The sequence below is a fragment of the Sphingobium sp. genome (genome assembly GCF_033795625.1).
GTDB lineage: Bacteria > Pseudomonadota > Alphaproteobacteria > Sphingomonadales > Sphingomonadaceae > Sphingobium.
This window is the reverse complement of record NZ_JARYGI010000003.1, coordinates 114520-140678: the sequence shown is the minus strand read 5'-3', so window position 1 is coordinate 140678 and position 26159 is coordinate 114520. Positions and strand designations below refer to the sequence as shown.

Genomic DNA, 26159 nt, shown 5'->3' with positions numbered 1-26159 from the left:
GGGACGCCAGCCGAGCCGCAGGCGAAGCCTACTTCGCAGTGCTCAGTAGAAGGCTTCGACAAGCTCAGGCCGAACGGGGGTAGGGGTGACATAATGGCTAAGCCTCGATCGCACTCAACAACGGGTTCGCCGCGCCACCACTGGCCTGCGCCTGTGCCTGTCCCTCGGCCCGTGCGATATAGCCTTTCGACTTCTCCACTTCGTTCGACAGCGTGTTGACGGTCGTCTTCATCGACTCCAGCGCCTTGGCCTTGAAGGTGTCGATGCTGTCCATCGTATCGTAGATATTCTGGAACGCGCGTTGCAGCGTCTCGATGGGAATCGTGCTGGACGCCGCCTGCTCATGAATCGCGGCGGTCTGGGTCTTCAGCAGATTGCCGGTGGAATCGATCATGTTGGCGGTCGTGGTGTTGAGCGCGGTGATCTGCTCCAGCACCAGCCTTTGCCCGACCAGCGCCTGCGCCACCGTCACCGCCGTGCGCAAAGCCGCAACCGTGGTCGTGCTGGCGCGATCCACGCCCTTCACCAGTTCGACATTGTTCTTCTTGACGAGATCCAGCGCCAGATAGCCCTGCACCGTAACTGCCATTTGCGTGAGCAGGTCCTGGGTCCGCTGGCGGACATAGAACAACGCCGTGTCGCGGATCGCCTTGGCCTTGGCCGGGTCGGTGGCGTCCAGTTCCAGCGCTCTTGATTCCAGCCGCGCATCCATGGTCTTGCTGATGTGGATCATCTGCTCCAGCTTGCCCATGGTCGCCCACATGTTCTGGCGCTCGACGTCGATCGCGGCATTGTCCTTGATCAGCGTGTCCTTGCCGCTGGCGAGGCTGCCGAGAATGCCATTGATATGACTCTGCGCGCTTTTGTAGCTGTCGAAATAGTTGCGCATCTTGTTGCCAAACGGGATGATGCCGAACAGCTTGCGCGGTGCGGTGAGGTTCCCGCGCTTGCCAGGGTCGAGATCCTCGACTGTGCGGCGCAATTGAGCGAGGTCCGCGCCGACCTGATTATCGGAATCCATAGCTCGAACTGGACGGTCGAGGAAGCGGTTGCTGTGGCCGGCGGCCTCTGCGATTTCCTTGCGGCCCATGTTCGTAAGCTGATCGACACGCATTCCGAACTCAGGACTGTTCGCGTCCTGCGCCACTAAGTCGTCGACGAATGCGTCTACCTTCTCCTCCAGCTTCGACTTCTTCTCTTCGTCGATAGGTACCAGCCCCACGGCCTTTTCCGGCGCGACGGCGGGCACCGGCTCGGGCGGGGTAAGCGTCAGCGGATCGGCAGTGGTGGTCGCAGTGGAAGCCATGTCATCTCCTTTGGTGTCATATTAGAATAAAACACCTGCGCCGCAAGAGCGGTCGTTCAGAGTATAGGGTCCAACAGCGCCAAAGCCAGTCGAAGATGCGTTCGATGCTCCACTTCACGCTCCGAATTGCCGCAACGGTTGCGGGATTGGCAAGTTTCCGTTATGGGGCCGCGAACCCGAAACGGCTTCATGCCGGCGGAACCCTAAATCCCAAAGGCATCTCATGTCCCTGCGTAATATCGCCATCATCGCGCACGTCGATCATGGCAAGACCACTCTCGTTGACCAGTTGTTCCGTCAGTCGGGCACTTTCCGCGACAATCAGCGCGTCGAAGAGCGCGCCATGGACAGCAACGACCTGGAAAAAGAACGCGGGATCACCATCCTTGCCAAGCCGACTTCGATCGAGTGGGAAGGCACGCGCATCAACATCGTCGATACGCCGGGCCACGCCGACTTCGGCGGCGAAGTGGAGCGTATCCTTTCGATGGTGGACGGCGTCATCCTGCTGGTCGACTCCTCGGAAGGCGCGATGCCGCAGACGAAGTTCGTGACCGGCAAGGCGCTGGCGCTGGGCCTGCGCCCGATCGTCGTCGTCAACAAGGTCGACCGTCCCGACGAGCGTATCCAGGAAGTGCTTGACGAAGTGTTCGACCTCTTCGTCAGCCTGGAAGCCAGCGACGAGCAACTCGATTTCCCGGTGCTCTACGCTTCGGGCCGCAATGGTTATGCCAGCGAAGATCCGCAGGCCCGCTCCGGCACGCTGACCCCGATGTTCCAGAAGATCGTCGATCACGTTCCGGCCCCCTCGGCAGATCCCGATGGTCCGTTCAAGTTCCTGGTGACGCTCCTCGACCGCGACAATTTTCTTGGTCGCGTGCTGACTGGTCTGGTCTTCTCCGGGTCGGTAAAGACCAATCAGGCTATCCACGCGCTCGACAATGATGGCAAGATCATCGAAACGGGCCGAGCGTCGAAGATCATGTCGTTCCGCGGCCTTGAGCGCGTACCCGTCGATGAAGCCAAGGCTGGCGACATCATCTCGCTGGCTGGCCTCACCGTCGCCACTGTGTCGAACACGATCTGCGATCCGCAGGTGACCGAGCCGCTGCACGCGCAGCCGATCGATCCGCCAACGCTTTCGATGCGCTTTGCCGTTAACGATTCGCCGATGGCGGGCCGCGAAGGCACCAAGGTGACGAGCCGCATGATCCGCGACCGTCTGGCCCGCGAAGCCGAATCCAACGTCGCGATCAAGGTCACGGAAAGCGCCGACAAGGACAGCTTCGAAGTGGCCGGTCGTGGCGAATTGCAGCTTGGCGTGCTTATCGAGACGATGCGCCGCGAAGGCTTCGAACTCGGCATCAGCCGTCCGCGTGTGCTGTTCCGCGATGGGCCCGATGGCCTGGAAGAACCTTATGAAACCGTCGTGATCGACGTGGACGAGGAATATTCCGGCACCGTTGTCGACAAGATGGCGATCCGCAAGGCGGAGCTGACGGACATGCGTCCCTCGGGCGGCGGCAAGACCCGCATCACCTTCTCGGCACCGTCGCGCGGCCTGATCGGCTACCATGGCGAATTCCTGTCCGACACCCGCGGCACCGGCATCATGAACCGCCTGTTCGAAAAATATGGCCCGCATAAGGGCAAGATCGAAGGCCGCAAGAACGGTGTGCTGATCTCCAACGGCGCGGGCGAAGCGAATGCCTATGCTCTGGGTCCGCTCGAAGAACGCGGCATCCTGATGGTCGGCGTGGGGGAAGCGCTCTACGAAGGCATGATCATCGGCGAGAATGCGAAGCCCGACGATCTCGAAGTCAATCCGATGAAGAGCAAGGCGCTCACCAACTTCCGCGCCAGCGGCAAGGACGACGCCGTTCGCCTGACGCCGCCGAAGAAGCTGACGTTGGAGCAGGCGATTGCCTACATCGACGACGATGAAATGGTCGAGGTCACGCCCAAGTCGATCCGCTTGCGCAAGCGCTGGCTCGATCCCAACGAGCGCAAGAGGCAGTCGCGCTCGAAGGCTGCGGCATAAGATTTCAGAAGGCCCGGAGAGTAGTCGCCGGGCCTTTTTTTGTTTGGGGTGTCGCTCATGAAGAACCGTTCGGGCTGAGCGAAGCCGAAACCTTCAGCCGAGCTTGGCGAGGCCAGTGGCTTCGCTGCGCTCAGGCGAACCCTTCGACAAGCTCAGGGCGAACGGGAATTGGTGTTGCGTTCCCAACACGCTCACCCCTTCGCTCGCAACGCCTTTTCCGCATCCGCAATATAGTCTCGCGTAATCGGCAAAGTGCGCCGATCCCGGCAGTATTGCAGCTGGAAATTCACCATCCCGCCGCTCTCGAACGCCGCCGTCGCCCCCGCCAGATAAAAACTCCACATACGGAAGAACCGCGCATCGTACAGCGCCTCGATCTCGGCGCGTTTGTCCTGCACTCGCTTGTACCATTCGCGCAGCGTATAGGCGTAGTGCAGCCGCAGCACTTCGACGTCGGTGATCATCAGCTTGTTGCGCTCGCTCGCCCTCATCACTTCGCTAAGCGATGGGCTGTAGCCGCCTGGGAAGATATATTTACGGGTCCATGCATCGGTCGTCCCCGGCTTGTTGATCCGGCCGATCGTGTGGAGCAGCATCACGCCCTGCGGTGTCAGGCGATTATGGCAAGTGCGGAAGAACTCGCGATAATGCGCCGGTCCGACATGCTCGAACATGCCGACCGAGACGATCCGGTCGAACTGCCCCTGCACATCGCGATAGTCGAGAAGATCGAACTTCACGCGATCCGACACGCCTGCTGCCGCCGCTCGCTCGCGCGCGACTTTCAACTGCTCTTCGGACAGCGTGATGCCCAGCACATCGACGTCGCATGTGCGGTTGAGATAGAGCGCCATGCCGCCCCAGCCGCAGCCGATGTCGAGCACTTTCTGCCCTGGCGACAGATGCAGCTTCGCGGCGATGTGCGCCAGCTTCTCGGTTTGCGCCTGCTCCAGAGTGTTGGAAAGGTCGCTCCAATAAGCGCAGCTATATTGCCGGTCGCGGTCCAGGAACAGGTCGTACAACCGGTCCGACAAATCGTAATGGTGTGAAACGTTGGCCTTCGACGTCCGGCGTTGGTTGATGCGATTGACGCGCCCGACGATCGCGGCGCCCGCGCGCGCCGGAATGCCTTTCCGCGCGAGGTCCGAATCTCCGCGCTCCCATGGCTTGTTCGCGCGCACGAAGGTTACGAAATCCAGAATGTCGCCGCCTTCTATCGTATAGCGACCATCCATATAGGCTTCTCCCGCGCCCAGCCGGGGATCGCGAACGATGTCGCGCGCGACCTTCGCATCATGCAGACGCATCGTAAGGTCGGGCCACGCGGCGTCACCATCGCCATAAGTGAAGGACTGGCCATCATGCGTGATGACGGTGAGACGGCCCTTGCGTATCAGCCTGGGAAGCAGGCGCTTGAACAACCACATGGCACCGATCTAGGGCGCGTGTCGGGTGAGGTCAAATACCTGCATACCATTCGTAGCCCGCTACATCTTCCCAATAGCCGCCTTTGCCGCCATGGATCGACTTGAGGCTGTCCACTGCCTCAATCCCCATCAGATATTTTGCATGCTTGTATCCAAGATGCCTCTCGACGCGCAGGCGGAGGGGCGCTCCGTTCGCGACCATCAGAGGTTTGTCGTTCAGCGCGTAAGCGAGGATCGTCTGGGGATGAAAGGCGTCGATCAGGTCAATGCTTTCGTAGTAGGGACGCGCTCCACCATTGGTATCGGCGCAATGGAAGACCAGATATTTGGCGTTGGTCTTCAGATCCGCGGCGTTCAAAATCGTTCGCAAAGGCACGCCGCGCCACTTGCCGATCGCGCTCCATCCCTCGACGCAGTCATGCCGGGTGATCTGATCCCGGTGGGGCAGGCTATGGATCTGCGGCAGGGAAAAAGACAGCGGACGGTTGACGAGGCCAGTGATCTTCAGCCGCCAATCGGCAAAGTTGTTCGCCGATATCGTGGCATATTGCGCCGTTCCCGGATTACGCGTTCCGTTAGGGCGGAAGTAGGGCGACATCTGGTCCGGGGAAAACTCCTGCGCCAGCGCATTGCGATCCGTCAGCGCTCTTTGGGTCCAGCGATGCACATTCTCGGCGCTGAACAGCACATCGCGGAAGCTCTCGTTCTTTGCTAGGCGGTCGCATCCAGTGAGCATAGCCCCCGCACTCAAAGCCAGGCCCGAGATCAGCGAACGGCGTGTCATCAGGGTCATCGGCCCGTCTCCTCCACGTTTCGGTCGCGTGGCAGGCGATACCAGCCGGTGACCATGGAGCGGACTTCGTTAAATGGTCCGGCCAGTAGCACCATAAGGACATGCACCAGAAAGAAGGCGACGATAGCGAACGCAAGGAGGAAGTGGATCGACCGCGCCGACTGCCGCCCGCCGAACAACTCGACGAGCCAGGGCCATGCGGCATTCATGCCCGGCGACATGGTGAGGCCCGTAAGGATCAGGCCGGGAATCAGGACGAAGATCACTCCGACATAGCTTGCCTTTTGCAGGACGCTGTACCGCAAAGCCGCTACTCCAGTGGGGAAGCGCAGCCGGGCGTGATCCTTCACATCCTGCCAGACATGGCTGGGGGACAGCTCCTCGCGCCGGAAAGCCAGATCGCGGCTGATGTGGCGGTTGATCAGGCTCCAGATCATGTAGAACAGCAGCGCGAAGGCGAAGATCAGCGCGAAGGCCAGATGCCATTGCCGTGACATGGCAAGGCTGTAGCTGCCGGGCAGGGTGATCCATCCGGGGAAGCGATCAAGCTCCAGCCATGGCTTATCGAAGTTCGCGCCATATTGCCCCCAATAGAGCCGCGGATGTGCGTTGAAGATGCCGAGGCCGCTCATGAACAGGGTGGCGACGGCTATGGCGTTTACCCAATGCCAAAGCCGCGTTGAAAAACGATGCCGCTTGACGAGAGTGCCCGGCGCTGGATCGGGCTCTGCCACTGCCGTTGTCATAATGGGTGCCCCGCTCACGCGATCCTCAAGGAGGGTGATCCTACTCCACCTCAGCTACGAAGAAAATGCGCACTAAGTTGCAGCGGATGACGCAAGAAAGGATGGGGGAGAGCCTTAGCCCTACTAGCTCGATCCCCCATGCCACAGCCTCGCCCTGCCGGTCTTACCGGCGGCACCGCTCCAAATTATGTTATTCGGCGCGACAGCAGCGGCGTAGTCTTAGATGAAGATGAAGCGAAAAAAAAGGGCTGATCCGAAGACCAGCCCGAAAAGTTTTAGGAGAGGATGCCTGAAAGGCGAGTTCCTTATGAGAGACTTTGTTTTTTGCTGCAAGTGCGAACGGCGGTAACACGATTGCAAAGATTGCAACAACCCATGTTACGGCCGTTAAAAAGGCAAGGGCGCCCGATCAGGATCGACCCATTCCCTTCGCGCAGGCCTGCTCATCAGATTTGCCCGCGACCAGTAGTCGAGTAGCCAGTCCTTCCGACCGCACGGCCCTTTCATCAGCCCCGCATGGATTTGCTGGAGCGTCATTGGCTGCGGCGCGCTTGTAAGATGCGCTCGCGTCGCCCGGATCGAGGCTTGCGTAATCGTCTCGTGATAACCGGCATCATCGCTGTTCACGCCGCCGGTCGCTTCATTGTAGCGGCGGATCATGCCCGGCATGTCGCGTTCCGCATGCAGGTCCGTGCGGCAGTGCAGCAACCAGATGCAGGCGGCAAAATGCGCGGCATGCGTCCACTCCGCTTTTGGCAGGCTGAGGTCGGCAAACCGCTCGCCGATGCTGATGATCGCGGCGTCGTCAGCATAGATCGGCTCAGCCAAGCGCCGCCTGCTTTTCCTCCGCCAGCCGATCCAGTTCGGCGCGGCTCTTCTTTTCCGAAGCCGATTTCAACTGGCCGCAAGCCGCCATGATATCGCGCCCCCGCGGCGTGCGAATCGGTGCCGAGATACCGGCGGCGAACACCAGATTACTGAACGCGCGAATCCGCTCCGGCGTGGAGCATTCGTAAGCCGCGCCTGGCCAGGGATTGAACGGGATGAGGTTGACCTTCGCCGGCAGCTTGTAATGCTTGATCAGGCGGACCAGCTCGCGGGCGTCGTCGTCGCTGTCGTTCTTGTCCTTCAGCATCACATATTCGAACGTGATGCGGCGGGCATTGTTCGCCTTGGGATAGTCGGCGCAGGCCTGAAGCAACTCTTCGATGCCGTATTTACGGTTGATCGGCACGATCTCGTCGCGCACTTCTTTGGTGACGGCATGCAGCGATACGGCGAGGTTCACGCCGATCTCCTCCGCCGCCCGCGCCATCAGAGGGACCACGCCGCTGGTGGAGAGCGTGATCCGGCGCTTCGACAGGGCCAGGCCATCGCCGTCCATCACGACTTTCAGGGCGTCGCGGACATTCTCGAAATTGTAGAGGGGTTCGCCCATGCCCATCATCACGATGTTCGTCAGCATCCGCCCATCGGTCGTGTAGAGCGGCGCGTCGTCGTCCTCGTCCTCGTCGTCGACTGCCGCCGCCATATTGCCTTTCGGCCATTCACCGAGCGAGTCGCGCGCCAGCATGACCTGTCCCACGATTTCGCCGGGCGTCAGGTTGCGCACCAGCCGCATCGTGCCGGTGTAGCAGAAGCGGCAGTTCAGAGTGCAGCCGACTTGGCTGGAAATGCAGAGCGTGCCGCGGTCCGCATCCGGGATGAACACCATCTCATAATCCTGCCCATCGTCGGATCGCAGGAGCCACTTGCGCGTGCCATCGCTGGACACTTGCGCCTCCACGACTTCGGGGCGGCCGATGATGAACCGCTCCGCCATCCACAGCCGCATCGGCTTGGCGAGGTCGGTCATCACGTCGAAGTCCGTTTCGCCGCGGTGATAGAGCCAGTGGAACAATTGCTTCGCGCGCAGCTTCGCCTGCTTCAGGTCGAGGCCCGCTTCCTGCAAGGCGCCTTGGATCTGCGCCTTGTTCAGGCCCAAAAGATCCACGCGCCCATCGGCACGGGGAGTCACGGTGCGCGGAACCGGCACCGGATCGATATGTCCGGGAATTTGCATGGACGCCATATAGGGCGAAAGGCCCCGAAATGCCAGCGTTGCGAGGCTATAGCCGCGAGCAGCCCAGCGCCGCCGCGTCGATGGCAGTGGCCGCTCCGCGCAAGGCGTAGACATCGGCAAAGGCGCGGCCGTTGGCGCTGACCGTCTCGACGCTCATGCTGGTGCCCGACCGCATCGTCGCAACGATGGCGGCGTCGGTCTGCTTGTCGGGCGCCCAGGCGTCGGCATTGCCCGCTACCAGCGCGAAGCGGCGGCCGCCGATGCTGAGCGTGACGCGGCTGCCGACGCGGCGCGGCTGGCTGAGGCGGATGTGAAGCTGGCCGCGCACAGCTTGTCGCGGCCAGGTGGCGATGGAGGCGAATGGCTTCCAGCCAGCCTTGCGTCCGCGGCGGACGGGCTCGCTGATGGCGTAGCAGCGCGGCACCGCAGGATCGCGAAATGCGCCCCAACTCTCGAACACGCCGAGCGAATCCTTCGCCTCCGCTGTATGGGGCAGCGCGATGGCCGATGCTGCCGCCAGTGCGCAGAGGAAGATCATGCGGTTCATTACCTATGGGCAAAGCGTAACCCACAGCTTTTTGCAAGCGCGAGCGCTTGCCCCCCGTTGCATTGTTGTTAATGAAGGAGGGGCATCTTGCCCGTCCGGCCGGACTCGGGCGGGCATCCGTACAGGCAAGCAGAACAGAGCGGGACCAGGGAATGAAGGCCACTATCGAACGTGCAACGCTGCTCAAGAGCCTGGGCCATGTCCAGTCTGTCGTCGAGCGGCGCAATACCATTCCCATCTTGTCCAACGTGCTGATCGAAGCGACGTCCGATGGCGCGATCAAGCTGATGGCCACCGACCTCGATCTCCAGATCGTCGAGAGCGTGCAGGCGCAGGTCGAGACGGCAGGCGCGACGACGATATCGGCGCACACGCTGTTCGACATCGCCCGCAAGCTGCCCGAGGGGAGCCAGGTTTCGCTGCACGCCTCGGAAGGCAAGATGCTGATCCAGGCGGGGCGGGCGAAGTTCAACCTGTCGACACTGCCGCGCGACGACTTCCCGATCATCGCCGAGGGCGAACTGCCGACCAGCTTCGAGCTGCCCGCCGCGACGCTGATCCAGATCATCGACAAGACGCGCTTTGCGATCTCCACGGAAGAGACGCGTTATTACCTCAATGGCATTTTCCTGCATGTGTCGGACGATCCGCAGCCAGTGCTGAAGGCGGCGGCGACCGACGGGCACCGGCTGGCGCGCGTCACCGTGGCGCGGCCCGATGGCGCGGAGGGGATGCCCGACATCATCGTGCCGCGCAAGTGCATCGCGGAGTTGCGCAAGCTGCTCGACGAGGTGGATGGCAGCGTGTCTGTGTCGCTCTCGGCGGGCAAGATCCGCTTCGGCATCGGCAGCGCGATCCTGACGAGCAAGCTGATCGACGGGACCTTCCCCGACTATAGCCGCGTCATTCCGACCGGGAACGACAAGCTGCTGCGGATCGATCCGCGCGGGTTCGAGGAAGGGGTGGACCGCGTCGCGACCATTGCGACCGAGAAGACGCGGGCCGTGAAGATGGCGCTCGACAAGGACAAGATCACCCTGTCGGTGACGAGCCCCGAGAATGGCACGGCGGCGGAAGAAGTGTCGGGCGATTATGCCGGGGACAACTTCGAGATCGGGTTTAATGCGCGCTATTTGCTCGATATTCTGGGGCAGGTCGATGGCGATGTGGTTGAACTGCATCTGGCCGATGCGGCGGCGCCTACGTTGATCCGCGAGAACGACAAGAGTGCGGCCCTGTACGTGCTTATGCCGATGCGGGTCTGAGGCGCGTCCTTTATAACACCGTTCGTCCTGAGCTTGTCGAAGGGCTAGCCTGAACGAAGTGAAGGTGCTTCGCCTGCGGCTCAGCGGAACCCTTCGACAAGCTCAGGGCGAGCGGGTGGTATGTTAGTTTGCTCATCTCCGTTCGTCCTGAGTAGCTGCTGAGCGCAGTCGAAGCGGCGTATCGAAGGACCTGCGCGGGATGCTTCGATATGGGCCTTCGACAAGCTCAGTCCTTACTCAGCATGAACGGTTGGTGGGTGATGAAGGGTTCTCCTCACCCCTTCCGTTCATCCCTCAGCATATCGGGCGCGAGGTCCAGTCCCGCCGCCCCCGCCGCGGCCGTGTGCGAGGGGGCGTGAGGGGGTTCGATATATTCGGGTTCCTCGACTTCCAGCATCCCCTCCCACTTCGTCACCACGGAGGTCGCGATGGCGTTGCCGACGACGTTGGTGGCGGTGCGGCCCATGTCGAGGAACTGGTCGATGGCGAGGATGAAGGCCACGCCCTCGACCGGCAGATTGAACTGCGCCAGCGTCGCCGCGACCACCACCAGTGACGCGCGGGGGACTGCGGCGATGCCCTTGCTGGTGATCATCAGCACCAGCAGGATCGTGATCTGCGTCGCCAGCGGCAAGTGGATGCCGTAAGCCTGCGCGATGAAGATCGTCGCGAAGGACGCGTACATCATCGAACCGTCCAGATTGAAGCTGTAGCCCAAAGGCAGCACGAAGCTGGAGATGCGGCGGGGGACGCCGAAGCGGTCGAGCTGTTCCAGCAGCTTGGGGTAGGCAGCCTCCGATGATGCCGTGGAATAGGCGATCAGCAGCGGTTCGCGGACATAGCGGGCGAGGGTGAAGACGCGGCTGCCGAGGACGAGGAAACCCGCAAAGCCGAGGATGATCCAGAGGGTCAGCAGCGCCAGGTAGAACTCGCCGATCAGCTGCCCGAAGGTAATGAGCACGCTAAGGCCCTGCACCGTCACGACCGATGCAATGGCGCCGAAGACCGCGAGCGGGGCGACCTTCATCACATAGCTTGTGACTTGCAGCATCAGGTCGACCAGGGCTTCGACCACGTGGAGGATCGGCTTGCCGCGCTCGCCTATGGCGGTCAGCGCGATGCCGATGAAGAGCGAGAAGACGACGATCTGGAGGATGGCGTTGGTCGCCATCGCGTCCACCATCGACGTCGGGAAGACGTGCAGCACGAAGTCGCGGAAATTGAGCGCCTTGGTATCGACGCCGGCATCCGCGCCGCTCTGGACGAGGTTGAGGCCGACGCCGGGCTCGAAGAAATTGACGAAGACGAGGCCGAGGCTGAGCGAGATCAGGCTGGCGGTGATGAACCACAACAGCGCCCGCCCGCCGATCCGCCCCAGCGCGGCGCTGTCGCCCATGTTGGCGATGCCGGACACCAGCGTGGCGAACACAAGGGGCGCGATGATCATCTTTATGAGGTGCAGGAAGATGTCGGCGAGCAAGTGAAAATAGCCCGCGACGTCCTTCGCCTGATCCTTGTCCGCGCCGATCCACTGGTTCGTGATGAAGCCGACGATCACGCCCAGAACCATGGCGATCAGGATGATGGAAGTAAGGCGCTTGGCCATGCGGTCCCCCGGAAGATATGTTCGAGGGATCGACCCCGATGCTGTTGAATGTGCCTATCAAGGCAGAACGGTTGCCGCAACGCAAGCCGCCAGTGCCGTGCGGTGGGTCGAGCAAGAGGCGCGTGTTGGGCCGGAAGGTGACAAAGGTGGCACTACGTCACCCCCCGGTTGGCCCTCCCCGGTTCCCACCCACAGCGTTGGTTGCCAATGCGTCGAGGGCGTCATGTGCCGTTCGGCTGGTCGCCCGGGTGAGGATCGGAAGGGTTGCGGCGTTCACGTGCTTGCAGGGCTCGGGCTCGGGTTTGGGGTAGGAGCAGAGCGTAGCGGAGGACGGGAGGTGTAGGACAGGGAATTACGTCCGACGGCAATGGCGGGGAAGGCGTGCGCTCCCTATTGCGCGGGCCGATCGGTCCCTGCCCGACAGCCTCAGTTCGACCGGCCCGCGCGACGCACTTCGAAGGCGACGGCATCCGCGTCGTGATCCAGACGATAGATCGCCTGCGCGCAGTCCTGTCCTTCGAAACGCCGCGACTGGTGGCCGCGCACGTAAAAGACGCGCGAACCGCTGCTTCGTTCCGCTCGCGGATCAATAGGCTCCGTCGGTATCCAGCGCGTAGCCCGCCGACCGAACCGTGCGGATGATGTCGCGATGGCTCTCGCCGTTGATCGCCTTGCGCAGCCGCCGGATGTGCACGTCGACGGTGCGAAGCTCGATGTCGCTGTCCTGCCCCCACACGCTGTCGAGCAGCCGTTCGCGCGAGAAGACCCAGCCGGGATGCTCCAGAAAGTGCTTGAGCAGCCGGAATTCCGTGGGTCCGAGCGATACCGTCTGTCCGGCGCGACGGACCTTGTGCCCGACCGTGTCCATCTCGATGTCCGCGAAGGAGAGCGTTTCGCCCGCCAGCGCAGGCCGCACCCGGCGCAGCACCGCACCCACGCGCGCCACCAGTTCGCGAGGCGAAAAGGGCTTGGTCACATAATCGTCCGCGCCAGTCTCAAGGCCGCGTACCCGATCCTCTTCCTCGCCGCGCGCGGTCAGCATGATGATCGGCACGTTGGCGGTGCCGGTCATCCGGCGCAGGCGGCGGCATACTTCGATGCCGGACAGGCTCTCCACCATCCAGTCGAGCAGCACGATGTCCGGCGCGTCTTCCTGCGCCAGGATCAGCGCTTCCTCGCCGTCGACGGTATGCGCGACTTCGAAATCCTCGCGCTTGAAATGCCAGATCAGAAGCTCGGCCAGCGCCGCATCGTCTTCCACCAGCAACATCTTGGCTCGCGCCATCGCCTGTCGTCCTTATTTGCCGGAGATATCCTCGGGCGTTTCACCGCGTTCGCGATCGGGGAGATATTGGCCAGTGGCCGCGTAGAACACCATCTCGGCAACGTTGGTCGCATGGTCGCCGATCCGCTCGATATTCTTGGCGACGAACAGCAGGTGCGCGCTTTCCGAGATCATCTTCGGATTTTCGGCCATGTAGGTCAGCAGCGTGCGGAAGATGCTGTTGTAGAAATCGTCGACTACCTTGTCGCGCTCGATCACGGCGACCGCCAGATCGGCGTCGCGCGCCGCGAAGGCGTTGAGCGCATCGTGCACCATCTCGCCCGCGATCTGCCCCATGGAGGGGAGCAGCGACATGAGTTCAAGCTGCCGGTTCGCGACGATCAGCGGCACGCGCTTGGCGATGTTCTTGCCGTAATCGCCGATCCGCTCGACCACACCAGCAATCTTCAACGCCGCGACGACTTCGCGCAGGTCGTTCGCCATCGGCGCACGCAGGGCGATGGTCTGCACCACCAGCCGCTCGACCTGTTCTTCCAGCGCGTCGATCTTCGGATCGTCGGCCACGACCTGCCGCGCTAAATCGCGATCGCGGCGGATCAGCGCCATCATCGCGTTTTCGAGGCTTGCTTCGGCGCGTCCGCCCATCTCCGCAATCAACCCGCGTAGCGCGTTGATGTCCTGATCGAAGGCCTTGACCGTATGTTCAACCATGTCTGTCTCTCCCCCGGTCAGCCGTAGCGGCCGGTGATGTAGTCCCGCGTGCGATCCGCCTTCGGGTTGGTGAAGATATCGGACGTGACGCCATATTCTACCAGCGTGCCGAGATGGAAGAAGGCCGTCCGCTGCGACACGCGCGCCGCCTGCTGCATGTTGTGCGTGACGATCACGATCGCGTAGCGCCCGCGCAGTTCGTGGATCAGCTCCTCGATCTTGGCGGTCGCGATGGGGTCGAGCGCCGAGCAGGGCTCGTCCATCAGGATGACTTCGGGCTCCACGGCGATGGCGCGGCCGATGCAGAGGCGCTGCTGCTGTCCGCCTGAAAGCGCGGTGCCGCTGTCGTGCAAGCGGTCCTTCACTTCTTCCCAGAGACCCGCGCGCCGCAGCGACTTCTCGACGATCACGTCCATGTCGGCCTTTGCGCTGGCAAGGCCGTGAATGCGCGGGCCGTAGGCGATGTTCTCGTAGATCGACTTGGGGAAGGGATTGGGCTTCTGGAACACCATGCCGACGCGCGCGCGAAGCTGCACCACGTCCATCGACGGGGCGTAGATATTCTCGCCGTCCAGCGTGATCTCGCCCTCGACCCGCGCGCTTGCGACGGTGTCGTTCATGCGGTTCATCGTGCGCAGGAATGTGGACTTGCCGCAGCCCGAGGGGCCGATGAACGCAGTCACATTATCCATGTCGACATCGATCGACACGTTGTTGATGGCCTGCTTCGTCCCGTAGAAGACGTTGACGTCGCGCGCCGTCATCTTCGGGTTGTTGGGCTTGAGCGCCTGTTGTTCTTCAGTCAGCATATCTGTGGATCACCAGCGCTTTTCGAATTTGTTGCGAAGATAGATGGCAAGGCCGTTCATCGCCAGCAGGAAGGCCAGCAGCACGATGATCGCGGCGGACGTCTTTTCGATGAATCCCCTGCTGACTTCATCGGACCACAGGAAGATCTGCACGGGCAGCACGGTCGCGGGATCGGTGATCCCGCCCGGTGGCGTCGCGATGAAGGCGCGCATGCCGATCATTAGCAGCGGCGCGGTCTCGCCCAATGCGCGCGCCATGCCGATGATCGTGCCGGTCAGGATGCCGGGCAGAGCGAGCGGCAGAACATGGTGGAACACGACCTGCACCGGCGACGCGCCGACGCCGAGCGCCGCGTCGCGGATGGAGGGCGGCACGGACTTGATGGCGTTGCGCCCGGCGATCACGATGACCGGCATCGTCATCAGCGCCAGCGTCATGCCGCCGACCAGTGCCGCCGAACGCGGAAAGTCGAGGAGGTTGAGGAATATCGCCAGTCCCAGCAGCCCGAAGATGATCGAGGGGACAGCAGCAAGATTGTTGATCGACACTTCGATGATGTCGGTCCACCACGCCTTGGGCGCATATTCCTCGAGGTAGAGCGCCGTCGCGACGCCGACCGGGAAGCTCAGCAGCAGCGTCACCAGCATCGTCAGCAGCGATCCCTTGAACGCGCCCCAGATTCCGACCTGCGTCGGATCGGTCGCGTCGCTCGCGGTCAGGAAGGAGCTGTTGAAGCCGGTCGATACCACGCCCGCCTTTTGCAGCCGGGCATAAGCGGCTTCATCCGCGGGGCCGGCGTCGCTCTTGGCGGCGAGGTCGATGCCGGTGGAGGCGGGGAGCGAGAGCGTGATTTTCTGCGTCAGGATCCTGGGGTCATCCAGGATCGCGTCGCGCACCGTCAGCCAGGCGTTGGGCGAGAGCATCGCGTCGCCGCCCTTGCCCAGCGCCGTCTCTGCCGCCTGCGCGGTCACGCCCTGAAGATTGGCGCCGGACAGCGCCTGCGCGTTGACGGTTGCGGGGTCGATGACGAGAGGGGCCGAGCGGAAGTCGATCGGCACGGCGATTTCGGTGCGAGTGAAGCCGCCTGCGCCATCGCCCACCATCTTGAACAGCAGGAAGGCGAGGAACCCGGCGGACAGCAGCACGGCGGCCATGCCGAGGAACTTGAAGCGCCGCTCCGAGGCATAGCGCGCGGCGATGCGCTTCTGCATCACGTCGCCCTTCCAGTCGGTCGGGTTGCGGGTGGGGGAGTTATTGCTCACGAGATTCTTCCCCGTTTGCCCTTAGCCAAGGCGAAGCACACTTCACTGCGTTCAGTGGAAGGCTTCGACAAGCTCAGCCCGAACGGTGATGGGTGGGTGGGATGGCGCATCACTCGTAAGCCTCCCGGTATTTCTTCACGACACGCAGCGCGACGATGTTGAGCAGCAGCGTCACCACGAACAGCACCAGCCCCAGCGCGAACGCCGCCAGCGTCTTGGCGCTGTCGAATTCCTGGTCGCCGGTCAGCAACTGGACGATCTGCGTCGTCACCGTGGTCACGCTGGCAGAGGGATTGAGCGTCAGGTTGGCGGCGAGTCCAGCGGCCATCACCACGATCATCGTCTCGCCGATGGCGCGGCTGACGGCGAGCAGCACGCCGCCGACGACGCCGGGGAGAGCGGCCGGGATCAGCACGCGCTTGATCGTCTCGCTCGTGGTCGCGCCCATCGCCAGGCTGCCGTCGCGCATCGCTTGCGGCACGGCGGCGATGCTGTCGTCCGCCATCGAGGAGACGAAGGGAATGATCATCACGCCCATGACGAGGCCCGCCGCCAGAGCGCTTTCCGAAGATGCGCCGTGAATGCCGATCGCGACTGCAAAGTCACGCAGGGCCGGGGCGATCGTCAGCGCAGCGAAATAGCCGTAGACCACGGTGGGAACGCCCGCGAGCACTTCGAGGATCGGCTTCATCCACTTGCGCGTCGAGGGCTTGGCATATTGCGTCAGATAGACGGCGCTCATCAGGCCGAGCGGGATCGCGACGATCATCGCGATGATCGCGCCGATGAAGATCGTGCCCCAGAACAAGGGCACCGCGCCGAATGCGCCTTCATTGCCATAGCCCATGGCCGCGGACTGCGGCGACCATTTGGTGCCGAACAGGAACTCGAAGGGATTGACCATGGAGAAGAAGCGGAGCGATTCCCACAGCAGCGACGCCACGATCCCGACCGTCGTGATGATCGCGATCAGGGAGGCAATCAGGAGCAGCGCCATGACAAGCCGCTCGACGCGGGTCCGCGCCCGGAAATCCGGCTTGATCCGGGTGAAGGCATAAGCGCCGCCCGCGAAGGCGAGCACCAGCGCCAGCACGACGCCTGCCGTGCCGTAGCGGCTGGTCGCGGCGCGATAGGGTTCGACCAGCGGCCGCGCGGCTGGATTGAAGGCCGCGGCCTGATTGCCGCTGGCGATGTTGCGCGCTTCGCTCAGGATCGCGCCACGCCCGAAACCATCGGGCGGGAGTGTCTGCGCGGCGGGATCGGCCAGCACCGCATCGGTGACGAGCGCGGGCATGACGTTGCTCCACACCGCCAGGAAGATGAGGCCGGGGATCAACGTCCAGAGCGCGACGTACCAGCCGTGATAGCTCGGCAGGCTGTGCATCGCGCCGCGCACCGGCCCGGCGTTGGCGCTGGTCTGCAGCCGCGTGGCGCGTGCGCGCGCGCTGACCCAGGCGGCGACGCCCAGGCCGAGCAGCAGCAGTAAAATGGCTGGACCTGTCACGTTCTTATTTCAGGTCCGCACCGTTCAACACGGTGAGCGACTTCACGACTTCCGCATTGGCTGTCCGCACGGCTTCGGTCGCCGCGACCATGCCGCGCTTGGCCAGCATGCCACCTGGCGCCCAGGCGCCTGCGAAGGTCTCGAGGAAGGCTTTCAGGCCGGGTATCGCCTGAATATGCGCTTTCTTCACGTAGATGTAGAGCGGGCGCGCACCGGGATATTTGCCGGTCGCGACATTGTCGTAAGTGGCTTCCACGCCATTCAGAGGGATGTCGTTCAGCGAGTCGCGGTTCTCTTCCAGGAAGCTGTAGCCGAAGATGCCGACTGCGTTGGGGTTCGCGGCCAGCTTCTGAACGATCAGGTTGTCGTTCTCGCCCGAGTCCACATATTTGCCATCCTCGCGCACCTTGGTGCAGGCGGCTTTGTACTGGTCCTCGTTGCTGTCCTTCAGTGCCTTCATCGCCGGATCGCTCTGGCAGCCCTTTTCGAGGATCAGCTCGGCAAGCGAGTCGCGCGTGCCGCTGGTCGAGGGCGGGCCGAAGACGGAGATGGGGATGGCGGGCAGGCTGGCGTCGACATCCTTCCACGTCTGCGCCGTGTTCGCGCCCTTGCCGAACGGGTTCGCGGCCAGCGCCTTGTAGACGATCTCAGGCGTCAGCTTCATGCCGGGGCCCTTCTTGGACTCGGCAAAGGCGAGGCCGTCGACGCCGATCTGGATCTCGATGATTTCCTTGACGCCATTCTTGGCGCAATCGTCGAATTCGGACTTCTTGATCCGGCGCGAGGCGTTCTCGATGTCGGGGAACTGCGCGCCGACGCCTGCGCAGAACAGCTTCATGCCGCCGCCGGTGCCGGTCGATTCGATGATGGGGGACTTCATGCCGGGATTGGCGTTGACGAACTGCTCGGCCACGGCCGTCGCGAAGGGATATACGGTCGAGGAGCCCACGGTGCGGATCTGATCGCGGCCAGCCGCTTCGCCACCGGCCTTGTCCTGGCAGGCCGACAGAGTAGCCGACAGCGCAATCGCTGAAACGGCAAGACGAACGATATGCTTCACCTGGAGCCTCCCGATAATGATGCCGCGAATCCCCGGCGCGACATGTCGTGCCAGCGCCGTAGCCGCAGTTCATCGCGCCAATGTGACAGTTCGGTTGCAGTTTGATGACAATGGCCTGTGACGAGACCTTAATTGTCGTTTTTGAATCGAAACGACCCGGCTTCGGGCGGTGCGTTAACGAGCGATAGCTTTCGCGTTGGCAAGGTAGGTGCGCCCGATGCGGATATCGTCGCCCTTCGCCAGACAGGCGAACCACACGCCGCTTCCGTCGTGCCGCAGCCGCTGGATATGGTCGCGGCGGACGATGTGGGACCGATGGAGCCGGATGAACTGCGCCGGGTCCAGCCTTTGTTCCAACGCGCTGATCGTCTGGTGCAGCAGATAGCTGTGATCGCCGACATGCAGGCGCATATAATCGCGCTCCGCCTCGATCCGGTCGATCTGGTCCGTGCCGACGCGAATCAGCTCCGAACGGTGCGGCACCCAGAACTCCTCGGCCCATTCGGGTGCGGAAGCCGGTGAGGGGGAGGGGCTGGCCTGCACATGCGCCAGTGCTGTCTCTACACGATCGATCGCGCGGACAAGCCGCTCATGCGCGACGGGCTTCAGCAGATAATCGATCGCGGCCAGATCGAACGCCTCCACGGCGAAGCCTTCGAAGGCCGTCACGAAGATCACGGCCGGCCGGATACCCAGCAAGCCCACGGCGCGCGCGACGCCGATGCCGTCCAGCAGCGGCATTGCGATGTCGAGCATCAGCAGGTCCGGGTCCAGCCCCTCGACCATGCGCAGCGCGGCCTCGCCATCGCTCGCGGTGCCGACCAGAGAGATGCGCGGCTCGCGGGCGCACAGCATCTGCAGGCGCTCGATCGCGAGCGGCTCGTCATCGACGATCATCGTCCGGATGGTCATCAGTCCTCCCCTTCTGCTTCAGCACCCCCGCCGCACGATAGGCAGCGTCAGCTCGACGATGAAGCCTCCGCCGTCCAGCGGCCGCGCATTGATCCGCCCGTTCGCACCGAAGCGCGCCGCCAGCCGGTCGCGCACATTGGCTAGGCCGATGCCGCTGCCCCGATCATGGTCCTGTGGCAGCACGTCGCCATCGTTGCGGACGCTGACCATCAGCATATCGTCTTCCTCCCGCGCGAAGATTGCAATCGTTACCGGACGCGGCGTTCGCGATACGCCATATTTGATCGCGTTCTCCACCAGCGGTTGCAGGATCAGGCCGGGTACGCAGCAATTCATCACGTGCGCGGGGATGTCGATCAGCGTGCGCAGCCGGTCGGGGAACCGCACTGCCTCGATATCGAGATACAGCTTCTGGAGATGCACTTCCTCCGAGAGGGGCACGTCCTCCAGCGGATCGCCGGTCAGGCTGGCGCGATAGAAGTTGGACAGCGACATGATCATCTGTTCGGCTTCGTCGCGGCGGTCCACCATCACCAGGCTGGAGAGCGAGTTGAGCGTGTTGAACAGGAAATGCGGGTTCACCTGATAGCGGAGCGATCGCAGCTCCGCCTGCTGCGCCGTCTTTTCCAGCTGCGCGGCGCGACGCTCCACGCGCCGGACTTCGGCGGCATAGGAGAAGGCGAGGTACAGCGCCGCCCATGCGGACAGGAAGAAGTAGCGCCCGATCGCGAACTCGGCGATTTCCTTGAGGGCATAGCCTTGCTCGGCGACCAGCTTCTCTTTTGGCAGGTCGGGGAAGATGCCTGCGGGATCGTAGAAATAGAAGACATAGTAATTGGCCAGCGCAATCAGGATGGCGCAGGGGATCGCGGCGGTGAAGGCGACGAGTGTCCGCTTGGTCAGGCTCGCCCGGTCGAAATGGCGGATGATCAGATATAGCCCCCATGTCACCACTATGCCGATGATGGTGACGATGGTGCGGCGGATCGCCATCGGCGCCTGCGCGTCGAAGCCCATGACGTAGGAGCGCAGCGTGACCAGCGCCATGTAGAAAAGCCAGAACCCCAGGATCGAATAGAGCGCGACAATGGGGGCAATGCCCCGTTCCTCGTCATCGAAATCCGTTGTCATTTGGGGGATCATAAGGAGACGGCTCCCGCTTGTCGCCTGCGGGATGGTGCGCTGGTCGAAAAGAGCCGGGAGTTGGTCGATGTGCTGCAAGAATGCGGCGGATCGAAAAGGGATGCTGCACTGCAACATTTTTTTGTTGCACGCGGATTCAAAATCTGATCCCTTGCACTTATTCCGGCCACAAAGCCGTGATGAATATGTGTGTAGATGGAGCGTGCGGTTAATCCTTTGATAACCAAGAAAGGCGCATGATCCATTTGTCTGAGGCCTGATGGTTGGAGGCATGTAGAATGGGTACGAACGCGAAACCCGCTGACGGGCAACTGGCCCTCGCCGAAATGCGGGAGTTTGCAAGCTTCCCGTCATCCACGCAGCGCTACATCCGGCGCTCGCTCGACATCGGCCTGCACCGCCGCGATGCCCTGCAACTCTGGTCGCGCGATCTGGTGGAAGCCGCCAGCATCCGGGCGCAGTCGCGGATCTACGACCGCATCGACACGATCAAATCCATGGTGCCCGATGACAGCGGCCTCGATCAGGTGGAGCCATTCATGGCACCTCTGGTCATAGTGTCAGCCTTCGATCTCGGGCAGGACCGGCTCACCAGCTTCTCGGCCTATCGTTTCCTGTACGAGCGGCTGATCGGGGCAGGTGCCCGGCCGTGGTTGCCCGGTGCGTTCTGCGCTGCCGCCAGCCTGCCGCACCTCCACCCGGAAAAGCGCCGTGTTCTGTTGCAGTCGATCAGCGAAGCGGCTGCCACCGCGGCGGGCTGGTCGAACCGGGAGCCGAGCTTCTACCCCGAGTGGGTCGAGAAGGTGGATACCAGCAAAGCGCCTAACTGAGGCGCCTCTTCGACGTCGAACGGTCTGGCCGGCGATGGCGGGCCGGCCATCACGTCTCACAGTTTCCGGTAGCGGAAGTACCAGACCTCGTGCGCTTTTCTCCGCGCCTTGGCTTCGTAGCGGGTTTCCGGCCAGCCGCCGGGGCGAGTTAGGAAATCTTTCGGCTCATGGGCGAGCCATTCGAAATCGCTACGGTCCTTCATCACCATCAGGGCCCAGCGCAGATATACCGGATGGTCGGTGCCGAACCGGAATTCGCCGCCCGGCTTCAGTTTGGCCGAGATCACGTCCACCGGACCCTTGTTCATCATCCGGCGCTTGGCGTGGCGAAGCTTCGGCCAAGGGTCCGGATGGAGCAGATAGACGAAGCTGAGGCTGCCGTCAGGGATCCTGGCCAGCACTTCCAGGGCGTTGCCCATATGCAGGCGAATGTTCGCGAGCCTTTGGTCCCGCACGTGACCGAGAGCACCGACGACGCCGTTCAGAAACGGCTCGCAACCGATGAACCCGTGATCCGGTAGCATGTCGGCGCGATAGGCGAGATGTTCGCCCGAGCCGAAGCCGATCTCGAAATGGAGCGGACGATCGTAACCGAACAGGCTTTCGGCCGTGACTGGCCCTTGTTCGGGCACGCTGATCGCGGGGAGCAACTGCTCCACCAGTTCGGCTTGTCCGGCGCGTAGTTTGTGGCCGGAACGGCGACCGTAGAGGCGGTTGAGAGTAGTGGGGTCCTTCATCCCGCGCGGCCTAGCGGCGTGCGGGATGAAAGCCAAGAGATGCTCGCCATTTGCAGCCGAGGAAAGGCGTCCTTCGGGCTGTGCGATCGCGTGGTGGCGGTCACACAGCCTGGAGGCGCTACACGCTCAGGCGAGCGCGGCTTTCAGCTTGTCGACGAGATCGGTCTTTTCCCATGGGAAGAACTCGCCTTCCGGGGTGCGGCCGAAGTGCCCGTAAGCGGCGGTCTTCAAGTAGATCGGCTTGTTGAGGCCAAGATGCGTGCGGATGCCGCGCGGCGTCAGCGTCAGCAGCTTGGGCAGGACGGCCTCGATCTTCGCTTCCTCGACCGTGCCGGTGCCATGGGTATCGACATAGAGCGACAGCGGCTCGGCGACGCCGATGGCGTAGCTCAGCTGAATCGTGCAGCGACGGGCGAGGCCGGCGGCGACGATGTTCTTCGCCATGTAGCGGCTGATGTAGGCGGCCGAACGGTCGACCTTCGTCGGGTCCTTGCCGCTGAATGCGCCGCCGCCATGGGGGGATGCGCCGCCATAGGTGTCGACGATGATCTTGCGGCCGGTGAGGCCCGCGTCGCCATCGGGGCCGCCGATCTCGAAGCAGCCGGTCGGGTTGACGTAGATGTCCTTGTCTTCGGGCAACCAGCCTTCGGGCAAGATGTCCGCGACCGCAGCCTTTACATAGTCGCGCAGTTTCGCGCGGCCCGCGTCATTGTCCATGCCCGTGGCGTGCTGGGTGGAAACGACGACGGCGGTGGCGCGCACCGGCACTTCGTTTTCGTAGGCGAGCGTGACCTGGCTCTTGGCATCGGGCTCGAGGAAATCGACGACCTTGTTGTGGCGGTCGGCGGCGAGGCGCTCCAGGATCTTGTGCGAATAATAGAGCGTGGCGGGCATCAGGTCGGGCGTCTCGTCGGTCGCATAACCGAACATGATGCCCTGATCGCCTGCGCCCTCATCCTTGTTGCCCGAGGCATCGACGCCCTGTGCGATGTGGGCGGACTGGCCGTGGAGATTGTTGTGGAAGGTGAAGCTTTCCCAGTGGAAGCCGTCCTGCTCATAGCCGATCTTCTTGACGGTGTTGCGCACGGTGCTTTCGATTTCTTCCAGAGCGCCCGGAGCCCACTCGCCATTCTCGTAAACGCCCTTGCAGCGGATTTCACCGGCAAGGACGACAAGCTGCGTCGTGGTCAGCGTTTCGCAGGCGATGCGCGCTTCGGGGTCCTTCGACAGGAAGAGATCGACGATGGAATCGCTGATCTGGTCGGCAACCTTGTCCGGATGGCCTTCGCTGACGCTTTCGGACGTGAAGAGGAAGTGGTTACGCATGATGCTCCCGTCACAAGAATATAAACAAAACTTTATATAGCCCCTTAGTGACTGGCGCGACGCCTGGCAACTGCCAAGGCGACGAGCGCCAGGGCAAGCAGGAGCGCCGCCCAGTTGCCGATGTGCGAGAATAGCGTCGGTCCGCCGGACGGGGGAAGCAGCGCGTCGATGTAGCCCGCTGTGCCAAGGGGCAGGCTATCGAGGATCCGCCCCTCCGCATCGATCACCGCAGAGATGCCAGTCGGGGTGGAGCGCAGGATGGGCAGCGCTTCCTCTATCGCGCGGAGCCGTGCCTGCGCCAGATGTTGCGGCGGACCCCAGCTGCCGAACCAGGCGTCGTTGGAGGGGTTGAAGACGAAGTCGGGGCGGTTGGCCTGATCCACGACATGCCCGGCAAAGATGATCTCGTAGCAGATCTGCACACCCATTTTGAGCGGCGGGCGCCCGGTTCCAGCGGGAAGCGGCAAGCTCCGCGCGCCCGGCCCCGGCCAGAAATCCGCGTCGCCTGGAACCAGCCGTGACAGGCCGATGGGCTCCAGTATCTCGCGCATCGGCAGATATTCGCCATAGGGCACCAGATGCGCTTTGTCATAGCGGCCCAGCAGCCGCGATTTCGGATCGAGCACCCACAGGCTGTTGCGCGCGCCCGCCAGCACACGGCTGACATAGCCGTCCTTCTGCTGCTGCTTGAAATAGACCTTCTCGCCGCCCGTCAGCAGCAGGTCCTGCGGCCCCAGCAGCGAGGCCAGCCGGTCGCGCCATTCGGGCTCCATGTCGAGGAAGGCCGGGATCGCCGCCTCGGGCCAGAACACGAGCCGCCCGCGCGTGCCGGGCCGACCGGAGAGGTTGGCGAGCTTTGCGAAGTTCGCCAGCTCGAACTCGGGGCTATATTTGACATCCTGCCCGATATTGGGCTGGACGATGCGGATTTCCGGCCCCTGTTTTGCGGCGTTGGCCGAAGTTGAATACAGGCTCCAGACCAGGCCCAGAGCCGCGAGCGCTGCCAGGGGCGCTCCCATTGCAAGCGCCGGACGGATGCGGCGGCTGAACGCCAGTTGCACCGCCCCGGCCGCCACTATGGCTAAGCCGGACAGCCCGTAAGTGCCCACGATCGTCGCGGCGTGCGCGAGCGATGTCGGCACCCAGATCACGCCCAGCGGGTTCCAGGCGAAACCCGTGAACAGCGTCGCGCGAAGATATTCGGTGCCGATCCAGCTTGCCGCCAGCAACAGCGAGAGGGCCGCGGTCGCTCCCACAGCCTTGCCTTTCAGGCCTTTTTGCGGGGGGAGCCGACGTACTGCCACCCATGCGATCAGCGTCGCCAGCGCGGGGTAAATGGCGAGATACAGCGACAGCAACAGCACCGCGCCATAGCCGAACCAGTGCGGCATCGCGTCCTGAAAGGAGAACGCATGCGCGATCCAGTTCAGCCCTGCCGCGAAATGGCCGACACCGAACAGCCAGCCGCGCAGGAAAGCCGCGCGGTGATCCGGCGCCGTCTGCACCAGCAGGATCAGCAGTGCGAAACACAGGATCGTCACTGGCCACAAGGACAGCGGCGCGAACCCCGTGGCGGAGATCAGCCCGGCGGCGAACGCCAGAGCTTTGGGACGGGCGAGCAGAGGATGACGATGCGGCACGAATGCTGCTATTGCGCGCTTTGGTGACAGTTTCAATCACGGCCCCCGTGGAAACGCGCTGGAGTTCAAGAGTTTCGCTGATGACGCGATGATCTTCGCGCGGTAGTTCGAGGAGACGGCGGTGCAACTCTACGGCGTGCGCGGTTGGGGTTCCGGCATTGCGGAGGCCATGCTGTGCCTCGGTGAGCAGAGTTACGACTTTATCGACGTCGAAGGCTTCGACCAGCCCGGCGCTGCAAGGGATCGGCTGGCAGCCGTGAACCCGCTGATTCAGGTGCCTGCCCTGGTGTTGGCGGACGGAACGGTGATGACGGAAACGGCCGCCATTGCCCTGTGGCTCATCGATCTTGGCGCGCCACTTGCGCCGCCGCCGAATAGCTCCGACCGTGCGCTGTTCTACCGGCTGCTGGTCTGGCTGGTCGCCAACGTCTATCCGACGTTCACTTATGGTGACTATCCTGAGCGTTGGGCGCCTTCCGCGCCGAATGAGTTGGTGAACGCGACCGATCGCCATCGCGAATCGCTCTACCGCTGGCTGGAGGATCAAGTGCGCGAGCCGTTCGTACTTGGCGGGAGCGTGTCGGCATTGGACATCTATGTGACTGCAATGACCAGCTGGCGTCCGCGGGAAGCGTGGTTCCGGGAGAATACGCCCAAGCTGGCGCGCACCGCCGACCGGACGCGGGCGCTTCCGGTGCTGGCTGAAGTCATGCGGCTGAACGGATGGGATGGGGCTACAGTCGGAGCGCCATGAACACCGTTCCGGGCGGCATGGGCTCATAAGAGGACCCTGACCGCGAAAACCCGACTGCTGGGAGTCGTCGTCTCCACGGGTTGGGCCAAGTTCCTCAAGTGCCCCTCCGATTTTCATGGCAAGGATGCGGAAGCCCACTTGTGTTACTTCCCCGTTCGGTTTTAAGAGCAGATGAAGCCGGGTACTAAGGAGTTGCCCTTATGGAAATCAGTACCCTGTCGCGCAAAGCAACGCATGCCGTGAAAACGGGAGTAGGCATTTGTCTCACGCCGATTGCGGTGCTGGGCGTGACTTCGGTGGCTTTTGCTGTCTTCGTCCTGGATCGGCTCGACCGCAGGGAGCGAAGGACTGCATCGGGCCAACTCGGCCTCAAAGCCGAAGCAAACTAGAGC

At 62.9% G+C, this 26159-nt stretch carries 24 protein-coding genes; 5 read left to right on the top strand and 19 right to left on the bottom strand.

Annotation, left to right across the window (positions count from 1 at the left end):
* Positions 1-97 precede the first annotated feature (97 nt).
* Entirely contained in the window at positions 98-1306 is a 1209-nt protein-coding gene (locus tag QHC67_RS02800; protein WP_319290682.1) for a toxic anion resistance protein, read from the bottom strand.
* A 223-nt stretch (positions 1307-1529) separates the two neighbouring features.
* On the opposite strand from QHC67_RS02800, the gene typA reads away from it, so the two are divergent.
* A complete protein-coding gene (gene typA, locus QHC67_RS02795) occupies positions 1530-3347 on the top strand; it encodes a translational GTPase TypA (protein WP_319290681.1) in 1818 nt (605 codons plus the stop codon).
* A 191-nt stretch (positions 3348-3538) separates the two neighbouring features.
* On the opposite strand, the gene QHC67_RS02790 is transcribed toward typA, so the two are convergent.
* The 6 genes from QHC67_RS02790 to QHC67_RS02765 all read right to left on the bottom strand — a co-directional run bounded on the left by QHC67_RS02790 (position 3539) and on the right by QHC67_RS02765 (position 8913).
* Positions 3539-4774 carry a cyclopropane-fatty-acyl-phospholipid synthase family protein gene (locus QHC67_RS02790; RefSeq protein ID WP_319290679.1) on the bottom strand — a complete coding sequence of 412 codons (1236 nt, stop codon included), beginning with the start codon at positions 4772-4774 and terminating at the stop codon, positions 3539-3541.
* 31 nt (positions 4775-4805) lie between these two features.
* Positions 4806-5567 (bottom strand): molybdopterin-binding protein, encoded by a 762-nt coding sequence (locus QHC67_RS02785; RefSeq protein WP_319290677.1) that lies wholly within the window; start codon positions 5565-5567, stop codon positions 4806-4808.
* Entirely contained in the window at positions 5564-6313 is a 750-nt protein-coding gene (locus QHC67_RS02780) for a cytochrome b/b6 domain-containing protein (RefSeq protein WP_319290675.1), read from the bottom strand. Before QHC67_RS02780 ends, QHC67_RS02785 begins: the two co-directional genes overlap by 4 nt.
* A gap of 387 nt (positions 6314-6700) precedes the next feature.
* Positions 6701-7141: a hypothetical protein gene (locus QHC67_RS02775; protein WP_413818474.1), complete on the bottom strand. Its 441-nt coding sequence runs from the start codon at positions 7139-7141 to the stop codon at positions 6701-6703.
* The gene (gene rlmN / locus QHC67_RS02770; protein WP_319290673.1) at positions 7134-8384 is read right to left on the bottom strand and encodes a 23S rRNA (adenine(2503)-C(2))-methyltransferase RlmN; all 1251 of its coding nucleotides are present in this window, start codon (positions 8382-8384) and stop codon (positions 7134-7136) included. The genes QHC67_RS02775 and rlmN overlap by 8 nt, the downstream gene beginning before the upstream one ends.
* 37 nt (positions 8385-8421) lie before the next feature.
* Entirely contained in the window at positions 8422-8913 is a 492-nt protein-coding gene (locus QHC67_RS02765) for an invasion associated locus B family protein (protein ID WP_319290754.1), read from the bottom strand.
* 161 nt (positions 8914-9074) lie between these two features.
* Between QHC67_RS02765 and dnaN the strand changes: the two genes are divergently transcribed.
* Positions 9075-10187: a DNA polymerase III subunit beta gene (gene dnaN / locus QHC67_RS02760; protein ID WP_319290671.1), complete on the top strand. Its 1113-nt coding sequence runs from the start codon at positions 9075-9077 to the stop codon at positions 10185-10187.
* Positions 10188-10461: 274 nt separating this feature from the next.
* Here dnaN and QHC67_RS02755 read toward each other — a convergent pair whose 3' ends face one another.
* The 9 genes from QHC67_RS02755 to QHC67_RS02715 all read right to left on the bottom strand — a co-directional run bounded on the left by QHC67_RS02755 (position 10462) and on the right by QHC67_RS02715 (position 20468).
* Positions 10462-11793: a dicarboxylate/amino acid:cation symporter gene (locus QHC67_RS02755; RefSeq protein ID WP_319290669.1), complete on the bottom strand. Its 1332-nt coding sequence runs from the start codon at positions 11791-11793 to the stop codon at positions 10462-10464.
* A 586-nt stretch (positions 11794-12379) separates the two neighbouring features.
* The gene (gene phoB, locus QHC67_RS02750; protein WP_319290667.1) at positions 12380-13078 is read right to left on the bottom strand and encodes a phosphate regulon transcriptional regulator PhoB; all 699 of its coding nucleotides are present in this window, start codon (positions 13076-13078) and stop codon (positions 12380-12382) included.
* 12 nt (positions 13079-13090) lie between these two features.
* Positions 13091-13789, bottom strand: a complete 699-nt coding sequence (gene phoU, locus QHC67_RS02745) for a phosphate signaling complex protein PhoU (protein WP_319290665.1) — start codon at positions 13787-13789, stop codon at positions 13091-13093.
* Between the two features lie 17 nt (positions 13790-13806).
* On the bottom strand, positions 13807-14598 hold the full coding sequence (gene pstB, locus QHC67_RS02740) for a phosphate ABC transporter ATP-binding protein PstB (protein ID WP_319290663.1): 792 nt from the start codon (positions 14596-14598) through the stop codon (positions 13807-13809).
* Between the two features lie 9 nt (positions 14599-14607).
* Positions 14608-15810, bottom strand: coding sequence for a phosphate ABC transporter permease PstA (pstA, locus tag QHC67_RS02735; RefSeq protein WP_319290751.1), 1203 nt, complete (start codon positions 15808-15810; stop codon positions 14608-14610).
* A gap of 160 nt (positions 15811-15970) precedes the next feature.
* The gene (pstC, locus tag QHC67_RS02730) at positions 15971-17365 is read right to left on the bottom strand and encodes a phosphate ABC transporter permease subunit PstC (RefSeq protein WP_319290661.1); all 1395 of its coding nucleotides are present in this window, start codon (positions 17363-17365) and stop codon (positions 15971-15973) included.
* Positions 17366-17369: 4 nt separating this feature from the next.
* Entirely contained in the window at positions 17370-18416 is a 1047-nt protein-coding gene (locus QHC67_RS02725; protein WP_413818478.1) for a substrate-binding domain-containing protein, read from the bottom strand.
* Between the two features lie 183 nt (positions 18417-18599).
* Positions 18600-19337, bottom strand: a complete 738-nt coding sequence (locus QHC67_RS02720) for a LytTR family DNA-binding domain-containing protein (protein WP_319290657.1) — start codon at positions 19335-19337, stop codon at positions 18600-18602.
* Between the two features lie 18 nt (positions 19338-19355).
* Positions 19356-20468 carry a sensor histidine kinase gene (locus tag QHC67_RS02715; protein WP_319290655.1) on the bottom strand — a complete coding sequence of 371 codons (1113 nt, stop codon included), beginning with the start codon at positions 20466-20468 and terminating at the stop codon, positions 19356-19358.
* 290 nt (positions 20469-20758) lie between these two features.
* On the opposite strand from QHC67_RS02715, the gene QHC67_RS02710 reads away from it, so the two are divergent.
* Entirely contained in the window at positions 20759-21310 is a 552-nt protein-coding gene (locus QHC67_RS02710; protein ID WP_319290653.1) for a hypothetical protein, read from the top strand.
* Positions 21311-21366: 56 nt separating this feature from the next.
* Here QHC67_RS02710 and trmB read toward each other — a convergent pair whose 3' ends face one another.
* The 3 genes from trmB to lnt form a co-directional block, all read right to left on the bottom strand.
* The gene (gene trmB / locus QHC67_RS02705) at positions 21367-22047 is read right to left on the bottom strand and encodes a tRNA (guanine(46)-N(7))-methyltransferase TrmB (protein ID WP_319290651.1); all 681 of its coding nucleotides are present in this window, start codon (positions 22045-22047) and stop codon (positions 21367-21369) included.
* Between the two features lie 126 nt (positions 22048-22173).
* Entirely contained in the window at positions 22174-23373 is a 1200-nt protein-coding gene (gene metK / locus QHC67_RS02700; RefSeq protein WP_319290649.1) for a methionine adenosyltransferase, read from the bottom strand.
* A 44-nt stretch (positions 23374-23417) separates the two neighbouring features.
* A complete protein-coding gene (gene lnt, locus QHC67_RS02695; RefSeq protein ID WP_319290748.1) occupies positions 23418-25043 on the bottom strand; it encodes an apolipoprotein N-acyltransferase in 1626 nt (541 codons plus the stop codon).
* A 91-nt stretch (positions 25044-25134) separates the two neighbouring features.
* Between lnt and QHC67_RS02690 the strand changes: the two genes are divergently transcribed.
* Both QHC67_RS02690 and QHC67_RS02685 read left to right on the top strand, forming a co-directional pair.
* Positions 25135-25767, top strand: coding sequence for a glutathione S-transferase family protein (locus QHC67_RS02690; protein ID WP_319290647.1), 633 nt, complete (start codon positions 25135-25137; stop codon positions 25765-25767).
* A gap of 200 nt (positions 25768-25967) precedes the next feature.
* Positions 25968-26156, top strand: coding sequence for a hypothetical protein (locus QHC67_RS02685; protein WP_319290645.1), 189 nt, complete (start codon positions 25968-25970; stop codon positions 26154-26156).
* The last annotated feature ends 3 nt before the right edge of the window (positions 26157-26159 follow it).

Bases quoted from the DNA above. Each gene is read 5' to 3' on its own strand.
- QHC67_RS02800 (WP_319290682.1), bottom strand. From the start codon at position 1,306: ATGGCTTCCACTGCGACCACCACTGCCGATCCGCTGACGCTTACCCCG.
- typA (WP_319290681.1), top strand. From the start codon at position 1,530: ATGTCCCTGCGTAATATCGCCATCATCGCGCACGTCGATCATGGCAAG.
- QHC67_RS02790 (WP_319290679.1), bottom strand. From the start codon at position 4,774: ATGTGGTTGTTCAAGCGCCTGCTTCCCAGGCTGATACGCAAGGGCCGT.
- QHC67_RS02785 (WP_319290677.1), bottom strand. From the start codon at position 5,567: ATGACCCTGATGACACGCCGTTCGCTGATCTCGGGCCTGGCTTTGAGT.
- QHC67_RS02780 (WP_319290675.1), bottom strand. From the start codon at position 6,313: ATGACAACGGCAGTGGCAGAGCCCGATCCAGCGCCGGGCACTCTCGTC.
- rlmN (WP_319290673.1), bottom strand. From the start codon at position 8,384: ATGGCGTCCATGCAAATTCCCGGACATATCGATCCGGTGCCGGTTCCG.
- QHC67_RS02765 (WP_319290754.1), bottom strand. From the start codon at position 8,913: ATGATCTTCCTCTGCGCACTGGCGGCAGCATCGGCCATCGCGCTGCCC.
- dnaN (WP_319290671.1), top strand. From the start codon at position 9,075: ATGAAGGCCACTATCGAACGTGCAACGCTGCTCAAGAGCCTGGGCCAT.
- QHC67_RS02755 (WP_319290669.1), bottom strand. From the start codon at position 11,793: ATGGCCAAGCGCCTTACTTCCATCATCCTGATCGCCATGGTTCTGGGC.
- phoB (WP_319290667.1), bottom strand. From the start codon at position 13,078: ATGGCGCGAGCCAAGATGTTGCTGGTGGAAGACGATGCGGCGCTGGCC.
- phoU (WP_319290665.1), bottom strand. From the start codon at position 13,789: ATGGTTGAACATACGGTCAAGGCCTTCGATCAGGACATCAACGCGCTA.
- pstB (WP_319290663.1), bottom strand. From the start codon at position 14,598: ATGCTGACTGAAGAACAACAGGCGCTCAAGCCCAACAACCCGAAGATG.
- pstA (WP_319290751.1), bottom strand. From the start codon at position 15,810: ATGCAGAAGCGCATCGCCGCGCGCTATGCCTCGGAGCGGCGCTTCAAG.
- QHC67_RS02720 (WP_319290657.1), bottom strand. From the start codon at position 19,337: ATGACCATCCGGACGATGATCGTCGATGACGAGCCGCTCGCGATCGAG.
- QHC67_RS02715 (WP_319290655.1), bottom strand. From the start codon at position 20,468: ATGACAACGGATTTCGATGACGAGGAACGGGGCATTGCCCCCATTGTC.
- QHC67_RS02710 (WP_319290653.1), top strand. From the start codon at position 20,759: ATGGGTACGAACGCGAAACCCGCTGACGGGCAACTGGCCCTCGCCGAA.
- trmB (WP_319290651.1), bottom strand. From the start codon at position 22,047: ATGAAGGACCCCACTACTCTCAACCGCCTCTACGGTCGCCGTTCCGGC.
- metK (WP_319290649.1), bottom strand. From the start codon at position 23,373: ATGCGTAACCACTTCCTCTTCACGTCCGAAAGCGTCAGCGAAGGCCAT.
- QHC67_RS02685 (WP_319290645.1), top strand. From the start codon at position 25,968: ATGGAAATCAGTACCCTGTCGCGCAAAGCAACGCATGCCGTGAAAACG.